Source organism: Bacillus cereus group sp. TH152-1LC (assembly GCF_027710505.1).
Lineage (GTDB): Bacteria > Bacillota > Bacilli > Bacillales > Bacillaceae_G > Bacillus_A > Bacillus_A mobilis.
This window is the reverse complement of sequence record NZ_JAQFNK010000004.1, coordinates 91,554-112,683: the sequence shown is the minus strand read 5'-3', so window position 1 is coordinate 112,683 and position 21,130 is coordinate 91,554. Positions and strand designations below refer to the sequence as shown.

Genomic DNA, 21,130 nt, shown 5'->3' with positions numbered 1-21,130 from the left:
TAGTCGAATGGGGACGAATAAGCCTGTTGTAATTGGAATTGCTGGTGGTTCGGGATCAGGTAAAACGAGTGTAACGAAAGCGATTTTTGACCATTTTAAAGGTCATTCTATTTTAATCTTAGAGCAAGATTATTATTACAAAGATCAAAGCCATTTACCAATGGAAGAGCGTTTAAAAACAAATTATGATCATCCGCTTGCGTTTGATAATGATCTGTTAATTGAACATTTGCAGCAGTTGCTTGCATATGATCAAATTGATAAGCCTGTATATGACTATACATTGCATACGCGTTCAGAAGAAGTTATTCCAGTTGAGCCGAAAGATGTAATCATTTTAGAAGGAATTCTTATTTTAGAAGACCCACGTCTTTGTGAGTTAATGGACATTAAGCTATTCGTTGATACAGATGCAGATCTTCGTATTTTACGCCGCATGCAGCGTGATATTAAAGAGCGCGGTCGTACGATGGATTCAGTTATTGATCAATACGTAAGTGTTGTACGTCCAATGCACAATCAATTTATTGAGCCTTCTAAGAAATTTGCGGATATTATTATCCCTGAAGGTGGACAAAACCATGTTGCAATTGATATTATGGTGACAAAAATTGCAACAATTCTTGAACAAAAAGTAAATTTGTAATAGCATAGTAAAAGATATACGATAGGAAGGGATTTTTTCCCTTCCTATCGAATACAATGAAACATGCAACCTCATCTATATATAGGTGAGGGCATATTTATATCAACTTTCCATACATATCTTCTTTATATAAAGAAGAATTGGGAATACGGGGTTGTATGTGACAACTCCGCTAGTACAGGCGTGCTAGAAACCTCCGCTATACATATAAGTGGGGGAGTTTTCATATGGAACTCCTCTTTTTTTCGGGGGATTGGTATATAAAAGGAGTGGAAAATATGGCAACAGAAAAAACATACCCTATGACGCAAGAGGGTAAGCAAAAGCTAGAGAACGAACTTGAAGATTTAAAAACGGTAAAACGTAAAGAGGTTGTAGAGCGCATTAAGATTGCACGTAGCTTCGGAGATCTTTCTGAGAACTCTGAGTACGATGCAGCGAAAGATGAGCAAGCGTTCGTAGAAGGACGTATTACACAATTAGAAAACATGATTCGTAACGCAGTTATCATCACAGATAATGGCGAAGAATCTACAGTTGTTACATTAGGTAAAACAGTAACATTTAAAGAGTTACCAGGTGGAGATGAAGAATCTTACACAATCGTAGGTAGCGCAGAAGCAGATCCATTTGAAGGAAGAATTTCTAACGATTCTCCAATTGCAAAAAGCTTATTAGGTAAGCAAATTGGTGAGAAGGTAGCAATCCAAACTCCAGGTGGAGAAATGCAAGTAGAGATTATCTCTGTAAAATAATTAAAAATCACTCGTGTAAAAGCGAGTGATTTTTTTATTTGTATAAAAGATGAAACACTCCGTCCAAACTATAATAGACGAGGTGTTTTTTTATGAAAATAAAACGGAGAATTACAATTGTTTTAATTTGTTTTATATGTGTCATGTTTATTTTACTTTGTCGTTTAATTCAAATACAAATTATAGATACAGAATCATTTACAAAACGTAAGATAAATTTAATTGAAACAAGTGTTACACAAAGGACGCAATCCATTACGGTAGATGATGGACGAGGCCATTTTATAGATCGGAATGGTAAGGAAATAGGTGAGAAAAAGTATCCTGTTTTAATTGTTTTTCCATTTCTACAAATAAAAAATGACATGTTAGAGAAAATTGCGCATATCATTGGTGTGTCGAGACAAGAGATTGAAAGTCAAATGAAAGACAAGAAAAGTGCATTTATTATGCAAGGGGGAAATGGTCCATTTCGATTGGCACAAGGGCAGATGGAGAAAGTGAATCAATTAAATGTATTAGGTATTGTAGCAGCTGAAGTTCGTTTACGGCAAACGGGCGCGATGAATCATTTAATTGGCAATGTGGGGGAGAATGAACGAGAATTTCAAAAACGATACGGAGAAGTAAGAAGAATTTCAAGGCAAACGCCAATTGGCATTTCAGGATTGCAGCAATCATTTGATGAATTTCTTTTGACCGATGGAGAGGCAAAAGTATTGTATCAAGTGGACCGACAAGGAGAACCGATTTTTGGAAAACAAGCGAAATATACTGCGCCTGGAAATCCTTTTTATCCGGTGACGATTCAAACTACTTTACATAACGGATTACAGCGAAAAGCAGAAGAAGTGGTTGAAGCAAGTGAAATAAAGAAGGGGGGATTAGTATTACTTGATGTAAAGAAAAATGAAATTTTAGCGATGGTCAGTAAACCATCTGTGCAGGTTAAGGATGAGCGTTTATATACCACTACACTTGAAAATCAAATGTTAACACCACATTTTCCCGGTTCTGTTTTTAAAACAATAGTTGCAGCAGCAGTGATTGATCAAAATGAAAATGTTTTGAATCGTACATTTAATTGTAATCAAGATCTATATGGTGAAGACCATCCACAAGTTATGATGGGTACACTTAGTTTTAAAGAGAGCTTTGCTAGAAGCTGTAACAGGACATTTTCAGAGCTAGGTAATGAGCTAATACAAAAGGATAAGATGGTGTTAGAAACTTACGTAGCAGCGTTAGGAGCCGCTGGTAAGGTTGGATGGAAAGGTTCTGTATTTCATACAACTCATTTTGAGCAAATGCCAGAGGAGAAGAAGGTTACGATTTGGGGAAGTGAAGGAAATAAGAATAGTAAAAAGGCGGTAGCGCAAACAGCAATTGGACAGAAAGATGTACGTATGTCACCTCTAGCGATTGCGAATATGATGGCGACGATTGCTAGGGATGGAGAAAAGATGGAAGTGAAAGCTGTGGAAAAAATAAAGTATAAAAATGGAACGGACTTTTATACTTTTGAAGACCATACATTAGGTGGAAAACAGCTTTCGTATGAAGCGGTGAAAACATTACAAGAGTTATTAAGGGGCGTTGTAACAACAGAGAAAGGAACAGGAGCCGCATTCAGGTCGTTGCCACTAAGTGTCGCCGGAAAATCTGGGACCGCGCAAACAGGAAAAGGGGCGAAAGTGAATCGTTGGTTTGCAGGTTATTTTCCATATGAAAACCCAAGATATGCTTTAGTTGTCGTGGATATAGAAACGAATAGCAGTGAAAATAAAGTTACACCTATTTTCAAAGCTATCGTAGAATCAATCTATCGATTAGAGAATGAAAAGTAATCTTGCAATTCATAGTGAAATGTTTTCATTTCGTGAAAATATTATTGTAAATGTTCAACCTTTCTAGATTTAATGTTACAATAGCAAGTATGAAAAACTGCATGGAGGTTTGAAGAATGGCAGGAGGATCTAGATTCCAACAGAAACAACAAAAACGTCGTCAAAACGGTGTTTTAAATATTGCAATTGCAATTGTATTAATATTAGTAGCTATTGTATCATATCAATTGTTTGTTCCTGAAAGAAAAGAACAAGCGTCTTCTAGTGATAAAAAAGTAGCTCAGCAAACAACGAAAGAGAATAAGGCTGAGAAAGCTAAAGGCAAAGAAGAGCCGAAGAAGAACGAGCAAGATAAGGCAGATGCTAAGAAGAAGGAAGAAGAGAAGCAAAAGGCTGAAGAAGAACAGAAAAAAGCTGAAGAAGAAGCGAAAGCTAACGAGAAAGTATCAGCTGAAAAAACACAGCCAAAGGCAACTGACGCTTATACGAAACCTTCTTGGAAGCCAGTAGGTACAGAGCAAGGTGCAACACCTGCGATGACGTTTAAAAAAGGTACAGCAGATTGGAATGAGATGAATCAAGCTATTTCAGCTGCAATTGACGTTCCAGTAGAGCAATTAGTTATCCATAGAATTGGAAATAACGGTAAGAATAAAGCTTACGGTAACGTACAAGATAAACAATCAGGCAAAAAATATTATGTGAATATTGATTGGGTAGACAATGAGGGCTGGAAACCAGTACTTGTTCAAACTCTAAACTAAAAAAGAGAAGCTCCTTAGGAGCTTCTCTTTTTTAGTTAGCGTAATTTCTTTAATTTAAAATGAACAACCGCGCTATAATATGGTCTTTTGCTTTCGGGATCCATAACCATTTGATGCGAGATGTGATGAACTTCAAGCATAAGTGCTTTATTATTATCGATTTGTTCACTAATTTTTCGTTCCAAAGAAGCTAAGTCTCCTGCTTCGAAAAACTCTACTTTATCTTCTAACATTTCAAAGGTAAATGACACGAAGACGACCCCTCTCCTATGTAATCAACTATAGTGTAACAAAGAAAAGAAGGAAATACCATGTACATTTCAATTGACATTTTTGGAAAGAGGGCATATTATACTGATAAAACCGATAAGAAAAAGGGGATTTTTATGGGTACAGAATTTAATGGTTTATTTGATGAGTGGGCTCATACGTACGACTCATTTGTACAAGGCGAAGATATACAATATAAAGAAGTTTTCGCCCGTTATGAGGACATTCTAGAGGATGTAGTTAACAAGTCATTTGGTAATGTATTAGAATTTGGTGTTGGTACAGGTAATTTAACAAATAAATTATTACTTGCTGGCCGCACAGTTTACGGTATAGAACCGTCACGTGAAATGCGCATGATTGCAAAAGAGAAATTACCGCAAGAGTTTTCCATTACAGAAGGTGATTTTCTTTCGTTTGAAGTCCCAAATTCAATTGATACCATAGTAAGCACCTATGCATTTCATCATTTAACAGATGATGAAAAAAATGTAGCGATTGCGAAGTATAGTCAATTGCTAAACAAAGGTGGTAAAATAGTGTTTGCTGATACGATATTTGCAGATCAAGATGCATATGATAAAACTGTCGAAACAGCAAAACAAAGAGGTTTTCATCAGTTAGCAAACGATTTGCAAACGGAATACTATACACGTATTCCAGTCATGCAGTCTATTTTTGAAAACAATGGCTTCCATGTAACGTTTACGAGATTAAATCATTTCGTTTGGGTAATGGAGGCAACTAAGCAATAGAAAGAGGGATTAGATTGAGAATTGCTGTAATTGGAGCAATGGAAGAAGAAGTACGTATTTTACGTGACAAATTAGAACAAGCAGAAACAGAAACGGTTGCGGGTTGTGAATTTACGAAAGGACAATTAGCAGGACATGAAGTAATCTTGTTAAAGTCTGGTATTGGTAAAGTAAATGCAGCGATGTCAACGACAATGTTATTAGAAAGATATAAGCCTGAAAAAGTAATTAATACTGGTTCAGCTGGTGGCTTCCATCATTCTCTAAATGTTGGAGATGTAGTTATTTCAACAGAAGTTCGTCATCATGACGTAGATGTAACAGCATTTAACTATGAGTATGGTCAAGTACCAGGAATGCCGCCTGGATTCAAGGCTGATGAAGCATTAGTTGCATTAGCTGAGAAATGTATGCAGGCAGAAGAAAATATTCAAGTTGTAAAAGGTATGATCGCAACAGGTGATTCATTTATGAGTGATCCGAACCGCGTTGCAGCAATTCGTGATAAATTTGAAGATCTTTATGCAGTAGAAATGGAAGCAGCAGCTGTTGCACAAGTATGCCACCAATATGAAGTTCCGTTTGTTATTATTCGTGCACTTTCTGATATTGCTGGTAAAGAATCAAATGTTTCATTTGATCAATTTTTAGATCAAGCAGCTCTTCATTCTACAAACTTTATCGTAAAAGTACTAGAAGAGTTAAAGTAATGTAACAAAAAGGCAACTGTCTCATATAAAGAAAATACATACAGTTGCCTTTTCTTTATTGGCAAATAAGGGGGAGAACACGATGAATGTATATCGTGGAGTTCATGAGTTGATTGGTCATACACCAATTGTAGAAATTACTCGTTTTTCACTTCCAGAAGGGGTCCGTTTATTTGCAAAGCTTGAATTTTATAACCCAGGTGGAAGCGTTAAGGACCGTTTAGGAAGAGAATTAATCGAAGATGCGCTAGAAAAAGGGCTTGTTACCCAGGGTGGAACAATTATTGAACCGACTGCTGGAAATACTGGTATTGGACTGGCACTTGCAGCGTTACAACATGATTTACGCGTTATTGTTTGTGTACCAGAGAAATTTAGTATTGAAAAACAAGAATTAATGAAAGCACTAGGCGCAACGGTCGTGCATACACCAACTGGGCAAGGAATGACCGGTGCAATTGCAAAAGCAAAAGAATTAGTAAATGAAATACCGAATTCGTACTCTCCAAGTCAGTTTGCGAATGAAGCAAACCCGCGTGCTTATTTCAAAACACTAGGTCCTGAACTTTGGTTGGCACTGAACGGAGAGATTAACATATTTGTTGCTGGAGCAGGAACTGGTGGTACATTCATGGGGACTGCATCTTATTTGAAAGAAAAAAATGTAGATATAAAAACGGTTATTGTGGAACCAGAAGGGTCCGTTTTAAATGGTGGTAAACCTGGTTCGCATGAAACAGAAGGGATTGGCCTTGAATTCATCCCACCATTTTTGAAAACATCTTATTTTGATGAAATTCATACAATTTCTGATCGAAATGCATTTTTACGAGTGAAGGAATTAGCCCAAAAAGAAGGGCTGCTTGTTGGGAGCTCGTCAGGAGCAGCATTTCATGCAAGTTTACTTGAAGCAGAGAAAGCGGCGCCAGGTACAAACATTGTAACGATTTTTCCTGATAGTAGTGAGCGCTATTTAAGTAAAGACATATACAAAGGATGGGAATAAAAAATGAGAGCAAAGACAAAGTTAATTCATGGTATTCGCATAGGAGAACCTTCAACTGGATCTGTAAATGTACCGATTTATCAAACAAGTACGTACAAACAAGAAGCAGTTGGTAAGCATCAAGGATATGAATATTCACGTACAGGAAACCCAACACGTGCAGCTTTAGAAGAAATGATTGCTGTATTAGAAAACGGTCATGCTGGTTTTGCATTTGGTTCAGGAATGGCTGCTATTACAGCTACAATTATGTTGTTCTCAAAAGGTGACCACGTTATTTTAACAGATGATGTGTATGGTGGAACGTACCGTGTTATCACGAAAGTATTAAACCGCTTCGGTATTGAGCATACATTTGTAGATACAACAAATTTAGAGGAAGTTGTAGAAGCAATTCGTCCAAACACGAAAGCGATTTATGTGGAAACACCAACGAACCCATTACTGAAAATTACTGATATTAAGAAAATATCTACTCTTGCTAAAGAGAAAGATTTATTAACAATTATCGATAACACATTCATGACGCCATATTGGCAGTCGCCAATTTCTTTAGGAGCAGACATTGTACTTCATAGTGCAACGAAATATTTAGGAGGTCATAGTGACGTAGTTGCAGGCCTAGTAGTTGTAAATAGCCCGCAATTAGCAGAAGACCTTCACTTTGTACAAAACTCAACAGGAGGCATTCTTGGCCCGCAAGATAGCTTCTTACTACTTCGTGGTTTAAAAACATTAGGAATTCGAATGGAAGAGCATGAAACGAATTCACGTGCAATTGCTGAGTTTTTAAATAACCATCCAAAAGTAAATAAAGTATATTATCCAGGTCTTGCATCACATCAAAACCATGAATTAGCAACAGAACAAGCAAATGGATTTGGTGCTATTATCTCATTTGATGTAGATAGTGAAGAAACATTAAATAAAGTACTAGAGAAATTACAATACTTTACACTTGCTGAAAGTTTAGGAGCAGTAGAAAGTTTAATTTCTATCCCATCTCAAATGACACATGCATCAATCCCAGCAGATCGCCGCAAAGAATTAGGAATTACAGATACATTAATTCGTATTTCTGTCGGTATTGAAGACGGTGAAGATTTAATTGAAGATCTAGCACAAGCACTAGCGTAATAAAAATGCACTGCTAATATAGAGCAGTGCATTTTTATTATACTATTTTGTGAAACATTTCACAAAATAGACATACACAAATGAAATAATTTCATGTATATTAAGTTCATGAAGTGTTACTCACGAACAAACTTGTGAAAAATTTCACAAACAATGAGGTTCATGTAGGAAAGCAACTCTATTTTTTTTGCGCTAATCGGGACTTATTATGACCTATAGGGTCTTATTTAGTCCACGATAGCAGAATAGGAGGAATTTACATGGTAGTCAAAGAGAAAGTTGTAAATGAAATGCAGGAAGTAAAAGAGATGATTGATACGTTAGTGAATAACGGTCAAAAGGCCTTACAAGCATTAGAAAGTTTTACACAAGAGCAAATTGACAACATTGTTCATGAAATGGCATTAGCAGGTGTTGATCAACATATGCCGCTTGCGAAGTTGGCTGTTGAAGAAACGGGTCGTGGTGTATATGAAGATAAATGTATTAAAAATATTTTTGCTACTGAATATATTTGGCATAGCATAAAAAAAGATAAAACAGTAGGGATTATTCACGAAGATCCTCATGAAGAAATAATAGAAATTGCAGAACCTGTAGGTGTAGTAGCTGGGGTAACGCCAGTAACGAATCCAACATCGACAACAATGTTTAAAGCATTAATCGCAATAAAAACGAGAAATCCAATTATTTTCGCATTTCACCCTTCAGCACAAAACTGTTCCATTGCAGCGGCAAAAACAGTATACGATGCAGCGGTGAAGGCGGGTGCACCAAAACATTGTATTCAGTGGATTGAAAAACCTTCTGTCGAAGCAACGAAACAATTAATGAACCATGAAGGTGTTGCACTTGTTTTGGCAACTGGAGGAGCAGGTATGGTGAAATCAGCTTATTCTACTGGAAAACCAGCGCTAGGCGTAGGTCCTGGTAATGTACCATGCTATATAGAGAAATCAGCGCATATAAAACGAGCTGTTAATGACTTAATTTTATCAAAAACATTTGATAACGGTATGATTTGTGCATCAGAACAAGCAATCATTGTAGACAAGGAAATTTATGATGATGTGAAAACAGAAATGATTGCAAACAATTGTTACTTTGTAACAGAAGAAGAGAGAAGAAAATTAGAAAAGCTTGTTATTAATGAAAATACATGTGCAGTAAATAGTGATATTGTAGGGAAATCAGCACAGTACATTGCCGCATTAGTTGGAATTACTGTGCCTGAAAATACAAAAATGCTTGTAGCTGAAATACAAGGTATCGGAGCAGCATATCCACTATCTCGTGAGAAACTGAGTCCAGTATTAGCTTGTGTAAAAGCAAATTCACTAGAAGAAGGATTTACATATTGCGAAGAAATGTTAAACCTCGGTGGTTTAGGACATTCAGCAGTCATCCATTCTGTAAATAAAGAAGTGCAAAAGCAATTTGGATTACGTATGAAAGCTTGCCGTCTTATTGTAAACGCCCCTTCATCACAAGGTGGAATCGGTGAAATATATAATGGATTTATTCCATCACTTACGCTTGGTTGCGGTTCGTATGGGAAGAACTCAGTTTCTCAAAACGTAACAGCGACGCATTTATTAAATATAAAAAGGTTGGCAAATAGAAAAAAGAATATGCAATGGTTCAAATTACCACCAAAAATTTATTTTGAAAAACATGCGACAGCATATTTAGCAAATATGCCTAACATTTCACGTGCATTTATTGTAACGGATCCAGGAATGGTTGAGCACGGATATGTAGATACGGTTACGCATTATTTACGTAAACATGCAAATGATGTAAAAGTTGAAGTTTTCTTTGAGGTCGAGCCAGATCCATCAGATGAAACTGTCTTTAAAGGTGCGGAAATGATGAGAAGTTTTAAGCCAGATGTAATTATTGCACTTGGTGGTGGTTCAGCGATGGATGCAGCGAAAGGGATGTGGCTTTTCTATGAGCACCCAGAAACAACATTCTATGGAATTAAACAGAAGTTTTTAGATATAAGAAAACGTACATGTAAATATCCGAAATTAGGAAGTAAGGCACAGTTTGTTGCCATTCCAACAACATCAGGAACAGGATCAGAAGTGACGCCATTCGCGGTTATTACAGATAAGAAAAATAATATAAAGTATCCACTCGCAGATTATGAATTAACGCCAGATGTAGCAATTGTTGATCCACAGTTTGTAATGACAGTACCACCACATGTAACAGCAGACACTGGTATGGACGTATTAACGCATGCAATCGAGGCGTATGTATCTGTTCTAGCAAATGACTATACAGATGGATTAGCATTAAAGGCCATTGATCTCGTATTCAAATATTTACCAAGAGCATTTAAAGATGGAAATGATGAAGAAGCACGAGAAAAAATGCATAATGCTTCTGCAATCGCAGGAATGGCATTTGCAAATGCTTTCCTAGGTATTAACCACAGCTTAGCGCATAAAATTGGACCAGAATTTCATATTCCGCATGGGCGTGCGAATGCAATTCTTATGCCGCACGTAGTTCGCTATAATGCTATTAAGCCAAGAAAACACGCATTGTTCCCAAAATACGAACACTTTGTAGCTGATGAACGCTATGCACATATTGCGAGAATGCTCGGGCTTCCAGCAGATTCGGCGGCAGAAGGTGTGGAATCACTTGTCCAAGCAATTATTGAGCTTGGAAAAAGCTTAAATATAAATATGAGTATTGCAGGACAAGGAGTGGCCAAAGACCAGTTTGAAGAGGTTGTTGGATTATTAGCAGAAAGAGCTTTTGAAGATCAATGTACAACAGCTAATCCAAAATTACCGCTCATTTCAGAGTTGAAAGAAATTTATAAGAAAGCATATAAAGGTGAGTAATGGTTATGAAAGAGTCGCAAGAAAGCGGCTCTTTTTCATTTGGAAAACATCTCCCAGAATGGCTGTATTTACTGGTCTTTAAGTGTAATAGAATATGATACAGTGAAATGGAGGAGTGAGAATATAATGAAAGAATTACAAGGGAAAATAGAAGATTATACTCGGTTCGGACAAATCCTTCTCGCTGTAAGTACATTGTTAATGGTTGGCTTATTGATTCCGAATGGAGCAAAAGAAACAATACAATCTTTTGTTATGATGGGGAGCACCGTTATATTTTTAAGTTTATCATTCTTTTTCTTTCAGCGTGTGAAAGTGATGCGAGATCAGTTAGAGGGAAATGAATGTGAGTAATATTATGAAATAGAGCACTACGAAAAGACCGAATCTTTTTGTAGTGCTTTTTGTTTTTTGTAAAAAATGTATGCGGTTTATATTGACAATGATAATCCTTATCAATTAAAGTAGAATAGTAGTTAATGATTATCATTATCAGTTAGAGGTGGAAGAATGAAAAAATCTATTACGCTATTCACAGCGATTTTATCTATTTTTTTCTTATTAATAGGTTGCAGTGCAAAAGGAGACGAAAAAGCAGCTGCAACAAAAACAGAAAAAGGAAAAGAGAAAATCGAAGTTACCGACCTGTCAGGAAGAAAGGTAACATTCGATAAAGTGCCAGAGAGTTTTGCAACATTAAGTATGGGAGACATGAATATTATTCATGCGTTAGGTGGAAAAATAGTAGGTCGTCCGGATGCAAAAATAACGCTTCCAGAGGATATAAAGAAAGTACAAGTAATCGGGAATGCGCACCAGCCGAATTTTGAGCAAATTGCTAGCTTAAAGCCGGATGTACTTATTGCAAATAATGGATTTCAAAAGAATGTTCCAACGGTTGAAGGACAAGGAACGAAAGTAATGATTTCTTCTGCAAATTCTGTACAAGATATTCAAAAGAATATTGAACTATACGGAACGATTATGAAGAAAGAGGATAAAGCAAAAGAACTTAACCAAAAAATTAATGATCAAATGAAGACATATGAGAAAAAAAGCGATGTAAAAGCATTGCTAGTGTATGGAGCACCAGGTACGTATTTAGCAGCATTACCAACATCTTTATCAGGTGATATTTTAGAAAAAACAGGCGGGAAAAATATTGCAGCTGATTTTCCGGAAATGAAGGAATATCCGCAATATGCGCAGCTAAGTGTAGAACGTATTATTGAGGCAAATCCAGATGTGATTTATTTAATTACACATGGAGATCCAAATAGCGTTAAAAAAGCATTTGAAGGCGAAATGATGAAAAATGAAGCGTGGAAAAATTTAGATGCAGTAAAACAAAATCGTGTAGTAATTTTGCCACCAGACTTATTTGGATCGAATCCTGGAACAAAAGTTACAGAAGCGATGGACTTTATGTATAAAAGTATACAAGATGTAAGGAAATGATACGTATGGAAAGTAGTGAAGTAGTAAGGGAAAAGGAACATCCTTTTGCGAAAAAAAGATGGATAATAGCAGTTACTTTAGTAGTATTAACGATTTTAGGTCTTTTTTACGGCCTTTTCGCAGGAAGTCTATCCTTTTCTTTACGAGATATTCTGATAGGGATACAAGATGAAGATTCGACAGTTCATCGAATTGTATGGGATCTTCGTATACCGAGAGTACTCGTTGGATTTATAGTAGGAACATGTTTAGCAGCATCTGGTGCACTGCTGCAAGGGGTTATGAGAAATCCTCTGGCAGACCCTGGTATTATCGGGGTTTCATCTGGAGCAGGCCTTGTAGCAATTATAATTATGATTTTATTCCCTCAGCATATGGCATTTTTACCGCTCGGGGCGTTTTTAGGAGCTTTCATAACGGCGATGGTCATTTATGCTTTATCATGGCAAAAAGGGGCACCACCTTCAAGGATTGTTTTAGTAGGTGTGTCAATCAATGCATTAATTGGTGCAGCCACGTCAGCGTTAATGTTATTACATAGTGATAAAGTACAATCCGTGTTGCCATGGTTAGCAGGTGGCATTGGTGGTGTAAGTTGGGCACATTTAAACATGATTATTTATTATGCAATATTCGCTATTATATTGGCCTTCTTTGGTATTAAGCATATTCGAGTGTTAATGCTTGGAGATGAAATGGCGAAATTATTAGGTCATAACGTGGAGAGAAGCCGGTTTTATTTAATAGTCGTAAGTACGCTATTAGCAGGAATTGCGGTTAGTGTTTCTGGTCTTATTGGATTTGTCGGTCTTGTCGTACCACATATGTTACGTTTATTAGTTGGAAATGATTATAAATATTTACTGCCATTATCATGTCTTGGCGGAGGGATATTACTTGTTTTCGCGGATGCGATAGCTCGAAGTTGGTTCGATCCAATTGAATTGCCTGTTGGTATTTTATTATCCTTCTTAGGTGGTCCGTTCTTCTTATATTTAATTCATAAAGGAGGAAGACAACGTGATTTCCGTTAACAAAGTGTTTTACGCACATTCTGAAAGATTTCAAATGCAAAATATGAATGTACATATTAAAGCTGGAGAGGTCGTTAGTTTAATTGGGCCGAATGGATCGGGGAAATCTACTTTGCTTCTTTTAGTGGCAAGACTACTTAAACAAAGCGAAGGGGATATCATTCTAGATGGAAAAAATATTCATACGATGAAAAGTGCCGATGTAGCGAAGCAATTAGCAATGTTACCACAAATGCATGATCATCAATTAGATTTAACTGTGAAAGAATTAATCGAATTTGGAAGAGGTCCTCATAAATCATGGAGCAGTCGCTTAAATAAAGAAGATGAAGAAATTGTTGATTGGGCGTTGTCAGTTACAAATCTTGAAGGGTATGAATATCGTCTTTTACAATCTTTATCAGGAGGAGAAAGACAGCGTGCCTGGATTGCAATGACGCTAGCACAGCGTACAAATGTCTTATTATTAGATGAGCCAACAACTTTTTTGGATATCGTTCACCAATTGGAAGTAATGGAACTTGTGAAACGATTAAACGAGGAGTTTGGCATGACAATTGTAATGGTTTTACATGATATTAACCAAGCGGCTCAATATAGTGATCGTTTACTTGTATTAAAGCGAGGGCAGCTTCAGTATGACGGTATACCAGAAGAAGTGTTATGTCATGAAATGTTTCAAAGTGTGTTCGGCATCGAGGTAGATATTTTTCAAGGAAGCGACAAGCCATTTTTTACACCGAAAAGAATTTCTAAAAGGAGAGAAGCGCGATGCGAACAGAAGAACGTATTACCACTGAGTTAGTAAGAGAATTTGTTATGGCAGCTCACGGGGATTTAGAAAAAGTACAAGAACTGTTGGTTGAATCGCCAAGCTTACTTCATGCCTCTTACAATTGGGGCGGATCAGATTGGGAAAGTGCATTAGGAGCAGCGGCACATGTGGGTCGTAAGGATATTGCTCTCTATTTACTAGAAAAGGGTGCTCGAATGGATATTTTCGTGGCCGCCATGCTTGGGGAATTAGAAGTTGTACAAGCTATTTTAGTAGCACAACCAGAAGCATTGCGTGCATCTGGTCCACATGGTATTTCCCTGCTTCAACATGCACGAATGGGTGGAGAAAAAGCACAGCGTGTATTTGAGTACTTAACGGTGCTTTCTTAATGACCGCAAAGGTTCTTATGTGCGGTAAACTTTTCACTTTCATATAATTGAAAAGTTTACCGCCCGTTAGAACGGGATAAGTATCTAGTATATTTGAAAATCCTACACCCCCTCAATTGTAGTTTTCTTTATGCTAGTTATGATATGGAGGCAGTAGACAATATTTGTCTACTGCCTTTTTTTAATTCTTTCAGAATTGAATATTCTGTATTTTATTGTTAGTTCCTTTATAATAGACAGTAACATTTAGTATATATTCAAAACATGGTCGTGTAGTTAAGCACAAATGAGTGGGAAGGAGTGCAGAGATGTTTCATACAGATCGGTTACAAATTCGTAAATATACAATGAATGATTTACAGTTCTACGCTTCGCTATGGGGAAATGAGAAGGTAATGCGCTATATTGGAAATGGGACGTTAAAAACATATATGCAATGTAAAAAAAGTTTGGAGGAGTGGGTGATTCCTAGCTATAAAAACGGCCTCGGTTTATTTGTATTGATTGAAAAGGAAACAGGAATACGAATTGGTCATGCAGGATTAGTAAAGCAGCAGATAGATGGAAAAGAGGAAATTGAAATTGGGTATTGGCTACTACCTCAGTATTGGGGAAAAGGGTATGCGAAAGAAGCAGCGGCAGCATTTAGAGACTATGGCTTCCAAGCGTTACGAATGAATAAATTAATTTCTCTTATTAATCCGGACCACCCCGCCTCTATCTTTGTTGCTAGAAAAACAGGACTTAGTTATGAGAAAACAACTTCATTTCATGGGATGGATGTTCTCGTTTATTCTATTAAGCGCGTTGGATGAAAAAGGGTAAAATGCATCTTTTGAAGAATGGTATATAAAAATAAAGGGGGGATTACATGTATATTTATCATAATGGACTTATTATTCGTGAGGGAACAAATGGTGTACCTGCATATGCAATTAAAACTTTATTCGAAGATGCTGGTTGGAGCAATGATGATATCCCTTCCTGGCAAATTGAAAAATTCACGATAGCATTTGAAAATTCAACATGGGCGTTCACAATTTGGGATGAAGAAGAGATGATTGCGATGGTCAGAGTCATTTCTGATGGAATTATGGTCGCGAACATAGTAAATTTAGTTGTGAAATGTGAATATAGAGGGAAGGGATTAGGGAAGAAACTTGTCGCTCTTTGTCTGCAAAAGCTGCCACATGGCGATTGGTTTGCGCATACATCTGCTAGTAATTTTGATTTTTATAGAAGTTGTGGCTTTGAGGTGAGGGAGTTATCTAGAAATGGAACATGTGCGTACTACGGGTATCAAGCGGCAAAAAAAGATGGGCACCGATAAAAGTAAGGTAGTGTAGAAAAAGGATCACTATTTTAATAATATAAACTGAACTGAGACTCATTTTATGATAAAATGAAAGAAAATTCTGTTTATTATTAGGGGGATAAAAATGAGTGTAAAAGTTGGGGATGTATTTAAATATGAAAGAAGATTTACTGAGGAAGAGGTTTTTGAATTTGCAAATATTACAGGAGATAAAGGCAGGCATCATATGGAATATGATGAAAATGGACGTTTAATGGTTCATGGTTTATTGACTGCTAGTATTGGAACGAAAGTAGGCGAAGAATTACATTACATAGCAAGAGAATTAGTAAGTGAGTTTATTAGACCGGTTTTTACAGGGGATACGGTCACTTGTGAATTGACTTTAACAAATGTTGAACAGATGGAAGGATACAAAAAGGTTTCAATCGAGTCAGTTTATCGCAATCAACACGAAAAGACTGTACTAGTTGGTACAAGCTATGGAGTTATAAGGGGATAAAAAAGAAGCCTAATTTACAGGCTTCTTTTTTATTTAATAAACACGTTTTCGATTTTCTGCATGACTAGAGATGAGTAATAATGCCGTTTCGTCTCCTATATTACGAACGATATGAGGAACACATGCATTCCAAGAGAAAGAATCACCTTCTTCTACAATTGCAATATCTTCTCCGTGTTGAACTTCTAGTTTTCCGCGTAATACAAGGTGACACTCTTCCCCCTCATGGGCATTTGGTGTGTTTTCTTTCGGAAACCCAGCAGGAATTTCTACGAGGTTTAGACGGAGGCCACCTTGCTCTGCAACATGTTCAATTCTTTGTTCATCTTTTCCGTATACACTGTATTTACGCTCTACCTTTTTGACAACTTTCAATCGATCTTTTTGTTCTAACAATAAATAGGGAAGAGGAACGTTTAAAAAATTGGAGATTGTTTCTAAAGTTGAGATAGATGGTGAGGTTTTATTATTTTCAACCTGACTCATAAATCCTTTAGAAAGACCTGTTCCCTCACAAATTTGTGCGATTGTTATGCCTCTACGTTGACGAATTTCACGTATTGCAGAACCAATATTCATAAAATCAAGCTCCTTTTTGTAAACAACTATTTGTATCATAGCAAAAAAAATATATATTTTCCCAGTGAAAATGAATTGACGAATAAAAAAAAGTAGTGTATGTTTTGTAATGTAAATAAAAGTTTTGTATAAGAAAACTATAAAGGAGAGAATGAAATGAATCAACATATCGGTAACTTAATTATTCGTATCGTGTTAGGGGTAACGTTCTTTATGCACGGTTTAACAAAATTCCAATCGGGGATTGACAATATTGCAGGGTGGTTCACAAGCATTGGTTTACCAGGAGGACTTGCATACGGCGTAGCAACAGCGGAAGTAGTTGGTGGTATATTGTTAATACTAGGTTTAGGAGTAAGATATATTGGATTATTATTTGCACTTGTTATGGTTGGAGCAATTGTGAAAGTAAAATGGTCAGCTGGTTTATTAGGAGATGGAAAAAATCCTGGCTTCGAATTAGAGCTTGCATTGTTAGCAATGGGTGCGTACTTATTTGTTGCGAAAGCAGACGGTTTTGTAGATAATTTCTTAAAAGAGAAAATGTTAAAGAAGAACTAAATGAAATGGGGGCTAACAAGATGAGTTTTCAACTTCATCCCGACACAACACTTGATGTTGTTCATTTATATGTATCAAATATAAAGAAATCACTAGAGTTTTATACAGAAGTACTAAGTATGAAAGTACTAAAAGAAGATGAAATGGTTGTTACATTTGGGAATGAAAATAACGAACCACTCCTTATCATTGAAGAAAAGAAAGAAGCCATACCAAAGCAAAGAGGGAGAACGGGGTTATATCATTACGCAATTTTATTACCAAGTAGACAGGATTTAGCGAATATTCTTCGTCATCTTGTAGAAATGGTATATCCACTGCACGGCGGAGCCGACCATTACTTTAGTGAAGCCCTTTATTTAGCTGATCCAGATGGAAACGGGATTGAAATTTATCATGATCGCCAAAAAGAAGTTTGGCGTGATGAGAATGGAGAACTACCATTTGTTAGCAATCCGTTAGCTGGTGAAGAGTTATTACAACAAGGAAGTGCGTGGAATGGTTTTCCAGCGGGTACTGTGATGGGGCATGTTCATTTCCATGTAGCTGATTTAGAAGAAGCAAAACGTTTCTATGTGGATGGTCTTGGTTTTGAAGTAACAATCCCAGCTCGTAATGGCGCGTTGTTCGTATCGGCAGGTGGCTATCATCACCATATTGGTTTAAATACGTGGCAAGGTGAAGGAATACCACCGCAAATGCCAAATTCCGTTGGCTTGAAATATTTCACAATTGTACTAGCGGATGAAAAACAAAAAGAGCAAGTATGTGAAAGCTTAAAAAGTATTGGCAAAGTCGCTACGTACAAAGATGGAATATTACAAGCCCAGGATCCGTTTGGACATTGTATTCATTTCAAAATGAAAGGAGAAGCCTAAAAAAGGCTTCTCTTTTTTATTTTCTTATAATCGCTTTTTCATTTTGGACAAATAGTTCATCAAATTGCTTTGCAAGCTCAAAATCTAGTTTCGTTAAACCTTTTGCATTCCAAGATGACAAAGTAATAATGACTGCTTTATACTGGATAAGGATAAATGGATGGTGATTATGTTCTTCTGATAGTTTGGCGGCTTCAGAGACAAATTCGACTCCTTTTAAGTAGTCGGAAAACATATATTTTCGTTCAATCCATTTCTCATCTTTTACCATCCATTTATCTACCTTCAATAATTCCTCGTGAACTTCTTCTTCAGTTAATCTTAGCATCATTTTTCACATCCTTTATTGGAAGTAACGCAAGACCATTGTTAATAAGGCGTGTTACAGCTTCGTCAGTTGTGAAAGTAGAAAGTTGATGTAGTAATATTGTCGATGTTTCATGCCCTTTGTTATGCTCTAAAAGTAACTCTAATACTTCAAGGCGTAGCAACCATTCTTTCGCATAAAATTTATTTAATACTTCTTGAATTGCTACTAATTGATCGATATGGGCGCCGTGTAAGATCCCCTCACTTCGAATATCTCGAACTGTTTGATACATACGTTCAAGTTCATTCAGTACAAGTGGAGCAGGAATTTCTTGAACTTCTTCATCCATTGGGAAAAATGCTGCTGCGTCTGCGGCACCTGGGAATACTGAAGTGATTTGTGAGCCAACAGCCATATCGAATGCGCCCCAAGAAGCATCAAATAAAACGCGGGCGTTATAAGTAACTGTGCAATCGATAAAGGAAATAAGAGCAATTTCCTTATTGTTTTTTACAATATCTGTTACTGTTCCTTTTACATGTATACCACTTGCAAAAGTAAACTCAGCGATAGTTCCAATTGTAATTCCTAATGATTGTAGTTGTTCGTCTGTACAAGTTTCTAATGCAATATTTTCAGTGAGTAATCCAATCGGTGTTCCAAATCCATCACTGTGTACAGAAGTAGAGTGATTCGCTAACTGTTTATTATGAAGCGCTAATGCCGTTGGTGAATTTGTTCGCATGTAAATTAATTCACCTGCATCGTTTTCAATTGTCTCGCTAAATGTACCTGTAATTTGTAATCCGCTATTTAGCTCAGCTGTTGCATAGTTCTCGGAGCGAATTGCTTTTTCTAAACCTTCTTTTCCACCTGTTTTAAAGGCCATCGTTTTAGAAAATGTTTCAAGCGCATCTGTTAATTCTTCAAAGGATTTACAAACAAATAGTTGTGGTTGCATTTTTGTTACGTCATAAGTTGTCCCTGTACATGCTTCGATAGAAAATGGAACCTTTTCTACAGCGTCTGTTAAGCAATGTTTGCTTTCGCCAACAGAAGAAAGGAGGCCAGCACCATATATTTTTGGATCATCTATATTCCCAATCAATCCATATTCTACTGTCCACCAGAAAAGACGTGAAATTTGTTCCGCTTCTGATAAGCCAGAAACTAATTTTTGTTTTTCAATTACCGCATTTTCAGCAGCTGCAACTTCCTCAGGTGTAGAAGTCGGGCTTTCTTTTACGATTGTTAATATACGAACAGCTTCAAACGCCTCATGTTCTTCTTTTGTAGAGAAAGCTTTTGCTCCAATTTGTCCAAAGCGTTTTACATATTGTGCATATGTAGGGTCAAGCAAAATGGGTGCGTGGCCTGCAGCTTCATGAACGATATCTGGAGCCGGTGTATACTCGATATTTTCTACTTTACGAATATCTGTTGCAATTGGTAATAATCCGTGTCCTTGAAAATCGAAAAATGCTACGCCGGGAATAAGTCCGTCAATCGTTACAGCGCCCCAGCCACTTGGTGCCAAACACTCATTCATTTCTTCTACTTTTGGAATTGCATCTATATTAATACCAGATGATTGTAATCCGTTCACGTAGGCTGGATGAGCAACGTCTTTTAAGAAGCTATGATTTTGTCTCATAATATAACGCCACACAGCGTGATTCACCGGTGTGTATTGATCATAATGTTGTGTGGATACGAATGGTTTTAAATGCGATGGAATTTCTGTTTTCTTTGTCATTTAGACATCCTCCTTTTTTTTCAATAAAATTGAATATCGATTTCGTATAGCTTGTGTATCACCTCCTTTCATTTTTGTAAGCGCTTATAAAATTTTATCATAAGATTCGGAATTATTTAACATCTGTTTCTGTGAGAAATAGAAAAAGCCCCTATCGGAAAATCCGATAGGGGCGAAAGAATCGCGGTACCACCCTATTTGTAAGTGAAAATATACTTACATCTCAATTAATGATAACGGAAAAATTCCGTCTTTTCCTTCATGCATAAAAGCACTACGAAAAAGAAGCTCCAGAATTGTAATTCATACTTATATATGTGCTAATTTCCACCGACCATTAGCTCTCTGTAACAGGGATATAAGATACTACTGCGATTCTTTCAACGCGTATATATGAAATTGTGTAAGAGGTTGGACGCAAAAAAGTCCCTATCGGAAAATCCGATAGGGACGATAAAAATCGCGGTACCACCCTATTTGTAAACAACTAATTGTTTACCACTCACTTTACGATAACGGAAAGATCCGTCTTTCTCTTCATGCATAAAAAGCATTACGGGAAAGAAGCTCCAGAATTGTAATTCACGCTTGTATATGTACTGATTCGCACCAACCATCAGTTCTCTGAGACAGTGATATAAGTCGCTACTAGTATTCCTTCAAAGCCGATATATAATTCGTTCAACTAAACTATGTTTTGTATTATAAAACTATATTAAAAAAATTGTCAATAAAATTTTTTTATCCCATGTTAATGAGCGGTAAAACTCCTACCTCAAAATTCGGTGGGAGTAAAGAAGTTAGATGGGAGACTAA

General features: G+C 36.7%; 23 protein-coding genes and 2 other annotated features. Of the genes, 19 read left to right on the top strand and 4 right to left on the bottom strand.

Features of this window, described 5'->3' with window-relative positions; translation table 11 throughout:
• Positions 1 to 7 precede the first annotated feature (7 nt).
• The 4 genes from udk (at position 8) to PDL00_RS12685 (ending at position 4,012) form a co-directional block, all read left to right on the top strand.
• A complete protein-coding gene (udk, locus tag PDL00_RS12700; protein ID WP_270729352.1) occupies positions 8 to 646 on the top strand; it encodes a uridine kinase in 639 nt (212 codons plus the stop codon).
• A 278-nt stretch (positions 647 to 924) separates the two neighbouring features.
• Complete coding sequence (gene greA / locus PDL00_RS12695; protein WP_000179964.1) at positions 925 to 1,401, top strand: transcription elongation factor GreA; 477 nt, start codon at positions 925 to 927, stop codon at positions 1,399 to 1,401.
• 92 nt (positions 1,402 to 1,493) lie between these two features.
• Entirely contained in the window at positions 1,494 to 3,248 is a 1,755-nt protein-coding gene (locus PDL00_RS12690) for a peptidoglycan D,D-transpeptidase FtsI family protein (RefSeq protein ID WP_270729350.1), read from the top strand.
• Between the two features lie 116 nt (positions 3,249 to 3,364).
• The gene (locus tag PDL00_RS12685; RefSeq protein ID WP_270729348.1) at positions 3,365 to 4,012 is read left to right on the top strand and encodes a YrrS family protein; all 648 of its coding nucleotides are present in this window, start codon (positions 3,365 to 3,367) and stop codon (positions 4,010 to 4,012) included.
• Positions 4,013 to 4,047: 35 nt separating this feature from the next.
• On the opposite strand, the gene PDL00_RS12680 is transcribed toward PDL00_RS12685, so the two are convergent.
• A complete protein-coding gene (locus tag PDL00_RS12680; RefSeq protein ID WP_000010984.1) occupies positions 4,048 to 4,263 on the bottom strand; it encodes a YrzA family protein in 216 nt (71 codons plus the stop codon).
• A 135-nt stretch (positions 4,264 to 4,398) separates the two neighbouring features.
• Here PDL00_RS12680 and PDL00_RS12675 point away from each other — a divergent pair, with 135 nt between their 5' ends.
• The 13 genes from PDL00_RS12675 to PDL00_RS12615 all read left to right on the top strand — a co-directional run bounded on the left by PDL00_RS12675 (position 4,399) and on the right by PDL00_RS12615 (position 16,230).
• A complete protein-coding gene (locus PDL00_RS12675; RefSeq protein ID WP_000536334.1) occupies positions 4,399 to 5,037 on the top strand; it encodes a class I SAM-dependent DNA methyltransferase in 639 nt (212 codons plus the stop codon).
• Between the two features lie 14 nt (positions 5,038 to 5,051).
• Positions 5,052 to 5,747 carry a 5'-methylthioadenosine/S-adenosylhomocysteine nucleosidase gene (mtnN, locus tag PDL00_RS12670; protein WP_270729346.1) on the top strand — a complete coding sequence of 232 codons (696 nt, stop codon included), beginning with the start codon at positions 5,052 to 5,054 and terminating at the stop codon, positions 5,745 to 5,747.
• Positions 5,748 to 5,829: 82 nt separating this feature from the next.
• The gene (locus PDL00_RS12665; protein ID WP_270729344.1) at positions 5,830 to 6,753 is read left to right on the top strand and encodes an O-acetylserine dependent cystathionine beta-synthase; all 924 of its coding nucleotides are present in this window, start codon (positions 5,830 to 5,832) and stop codon (positions 6,751 to 6,753) included.
• A gap of 3 nt (positions 6,754 to 6,756) precedes the next feature.
• The gene (locus PDL00_RS12660; protein WP_061677223.1) at positions 6,757 to 7,890 is read left to right on the top strand and encodes a bifunctional cystathionine gamma-lyase/homocysteine desulfhydrase; all 1,134 of its coding nucleotides are present in this window, start codon (positions 6,757 to 6,759) and stop codon (positions 7,888 to 7,890) included.
• A 260-nt stretch (positions 7,891 to 8,150) separates the two neighbouring features.
• Positions 8,151 to 10,754 carry a bifunctional acetaldehyde-CoA/alcohol dehydrogenase gene (adhE, locus tag PDL00_RS12655; protein ID WP_270729341.1) on the top strand — a complete coding sequence of 868 codons (2,604 nt, stop codon included), beginning with the start codon at positions 8,151 to 8,153 and terminating at the stop codon, positions 10,752 to 10,754.
• 126 nt (positions 10,755 to 10,880) lie between these two features.
• The gene (locus PDL00_RS12650) at positions 10,881 to 11,108 is read left to right on the top strand and encodes a YrhC family protein (protein WP_270729339.1); all 228 of its coding nucleotides are present in this window, start codon (positions 10,881 to 10,883) and stop codon (positions 11,106 to 11,108) included.
• 156 nt (positions 11,109 to 11,264) lie between these two features.
• Positions 11,265 to 12,212: a helical backbone metal receptor gene (locus tag PDL00_RS12645; protein WP_242253324.1), complete on the top strand. Its 948-nt coding sequence runs from the start codon at positions 11,265 to 11,267 to the stop codon at positions 12,210 to 12,212.
• Positions 12,213 to 12,217: 5 nt separating this feature from the next.
• On the top strand, positions 12,218 to 13,246 hold the full coding sequence (locus PDL00_RS12640; RefSeq protein WP_270729337.1) for a FecCD family ABC transporter permease: 1,029 nt from the start codon (positions 12,218 to 12,220) through the stop codon (positions 13,244 to 13,246).
• A complete protein-coding gene (locus tag PDL00_RS12635; protein WP_270729335.1) occupies positions 13,233 to 14,051 on the top strand; it encodes an ABC transporter ATP-binding protein in 819 nt (272 codons plus the stop codon). The genes PDL00_RS12640 and PDL00_RS12635 overlap by 14 nt, the downstream gene beginning before the upstream one ends.
• On the top strand, positions 14,018 to 14,413 hold the full coding sequence (locus PDL00_RS12630; RefSeq protein ID WP_270729332.1) for an ankyrin repeat domain-containing protein: 396 nt from the start codon (positions 14,018 to 14,020) through the stop codon (positions 14,411 to 14,413). Before PDL00_RS12635 ends, PDL00_RS12630 begins: the two co-directional genes overlap by 34 nt.
• A 308-nt stretch (positions 14,414 to 14,721) precedes the next feature.
• Complete coding sequence (locus tag PDL00_RS12625; protein ID WP_270729330.1) at positions 14,722 to 15,228, top strand: GNAT family N-acetyltransferase; 507 nt, start codon at positions 14,722 to 14,724, stop codon at positions 15,226 to 15,228.
• Positions 15,229 to 15,284: 56 nt separating this feature from the next.
• Positions 15,285 to 15,743: a GNAT family N-acetyltransferase gene (locus tag PDL00_RS12620; protein WP_061677234.1), complete on the top strand. Its 459-nt coding sequence runs from the start codon at positions 15,285 to 15,287 to the stop codon at positions 15,741 to 15,743.
• A 109-nt stretch (positions 15,744 to 15,852) separates the two neighbouring features.
• Positions 15,853 to 16,230 (top strand): MaoC/PaaZ C-terminal domain-containing protein, encoded by a 378-nt coding sequence (locus tag PDL00_RS12615; protein WP_242253315.1) that lies wholly within the window; start codon positions 15,853 to 15,855, stop codon positions 16,228 to 16,230.
• Positions 16,231 to 16,263: 33 nt separating this feature from the next.
• Here PDL00_RS12615 and PDL00_RS12610 read toward each other — a convergent pair whose 3' ends face one another.
• Positions 16,264 to 16,809 carry a helix-turn-helix domain-containing protein gene (locus PDL00_RS12610; protein ID WP_061677238.1) on the bottom strand — a complete coding sequence of 182 codons (546 nt, stop codon included), beginning with the start codon at positions 16,807 to 16,809 and terminating at the stop codon, positions 16,264 to 16,266.
• A 156-nt stretch (positions 16,810 to 16,965) separates the two neighbouring features.
• Between PDL00_RS12610 and PDL00_RS12605 the strand changes: the two genes are divergently transcribed.
• Together PDL00_RS12605 and PDL00_RS12600 are read left to right on the top strand one after the other, a co-directional pair.
• Positions 16,966 to 17,370, top strand: coding sequence for a DoxX family protein (locus PDL00_RS12605; RefSeq protein ID WP_061677240.1), 405 nt, complete (start codon positions 16,966 to 16,968; stop codon positions 17,368 to 17,370).
• 20 nt (positions 17,371 to 17,390) lie between these two features.
• Positions 17,391 to 18,248 (top strand): VOC family protein, encoded by an 858-nt coding sequence (locus PDL00_RS12600; protein ID WP_270729327.1) that lies wholly within the window; start codon positions 17,391 to 17,393, stop codon positions 18,246 to 18,248.
• A 16-nt stretch (positions 18,249 to 18,264) separates the two neighbouring features.
• Here the strand turns inward: PDL00_RS12600 and PDL00_RS12595 are convergent, their stop codons facing one another.
• Both PDL00_RS12595 and PDL00_RS12590 read right to left on the bottom strand, forming a co-directional pair.
• Positions 18,265 to 18,579, bottom strand: coding sequence for a 4a-hydroxytetrahydrobiopterin dehydratase (locus tag PDL00_RS12595; RefSeq protein WP_270729325.1), 315 nt, complete (start codon positions 18,577 to 18,579; stop codon positions 18,265 to 18,267).
• On the bottom strand, positions 18,560 to 20,314 hold the full coding sequence (locus PDL00_RS12590) for an aromatic amino acid hydroxylase (protein WP_270729323.1): 1,755 nt from the start codon (positions 20,312 to 20,314) through the stop codon (positions 18,560 to 18,562). Before PDL00_RS12590 ends, PDL00_RS12595 begins: the two co-directional genes overlap by 20 nt.
• 165 nt (positions 20,315 to 20,479) lie before the next feature.
• Positions 20,480 to 20,707 (bottom strand) — a binding site (T-box leader).
• Positions 20,708 to 20,757: 50 nt separating this feature from the next.
• Positions 20,758 to 20,986: a binding site (T-box leader), on the bottom strand.
• Positions 20,987 to 21,130 lie beyond the last annotated feature (144 nt).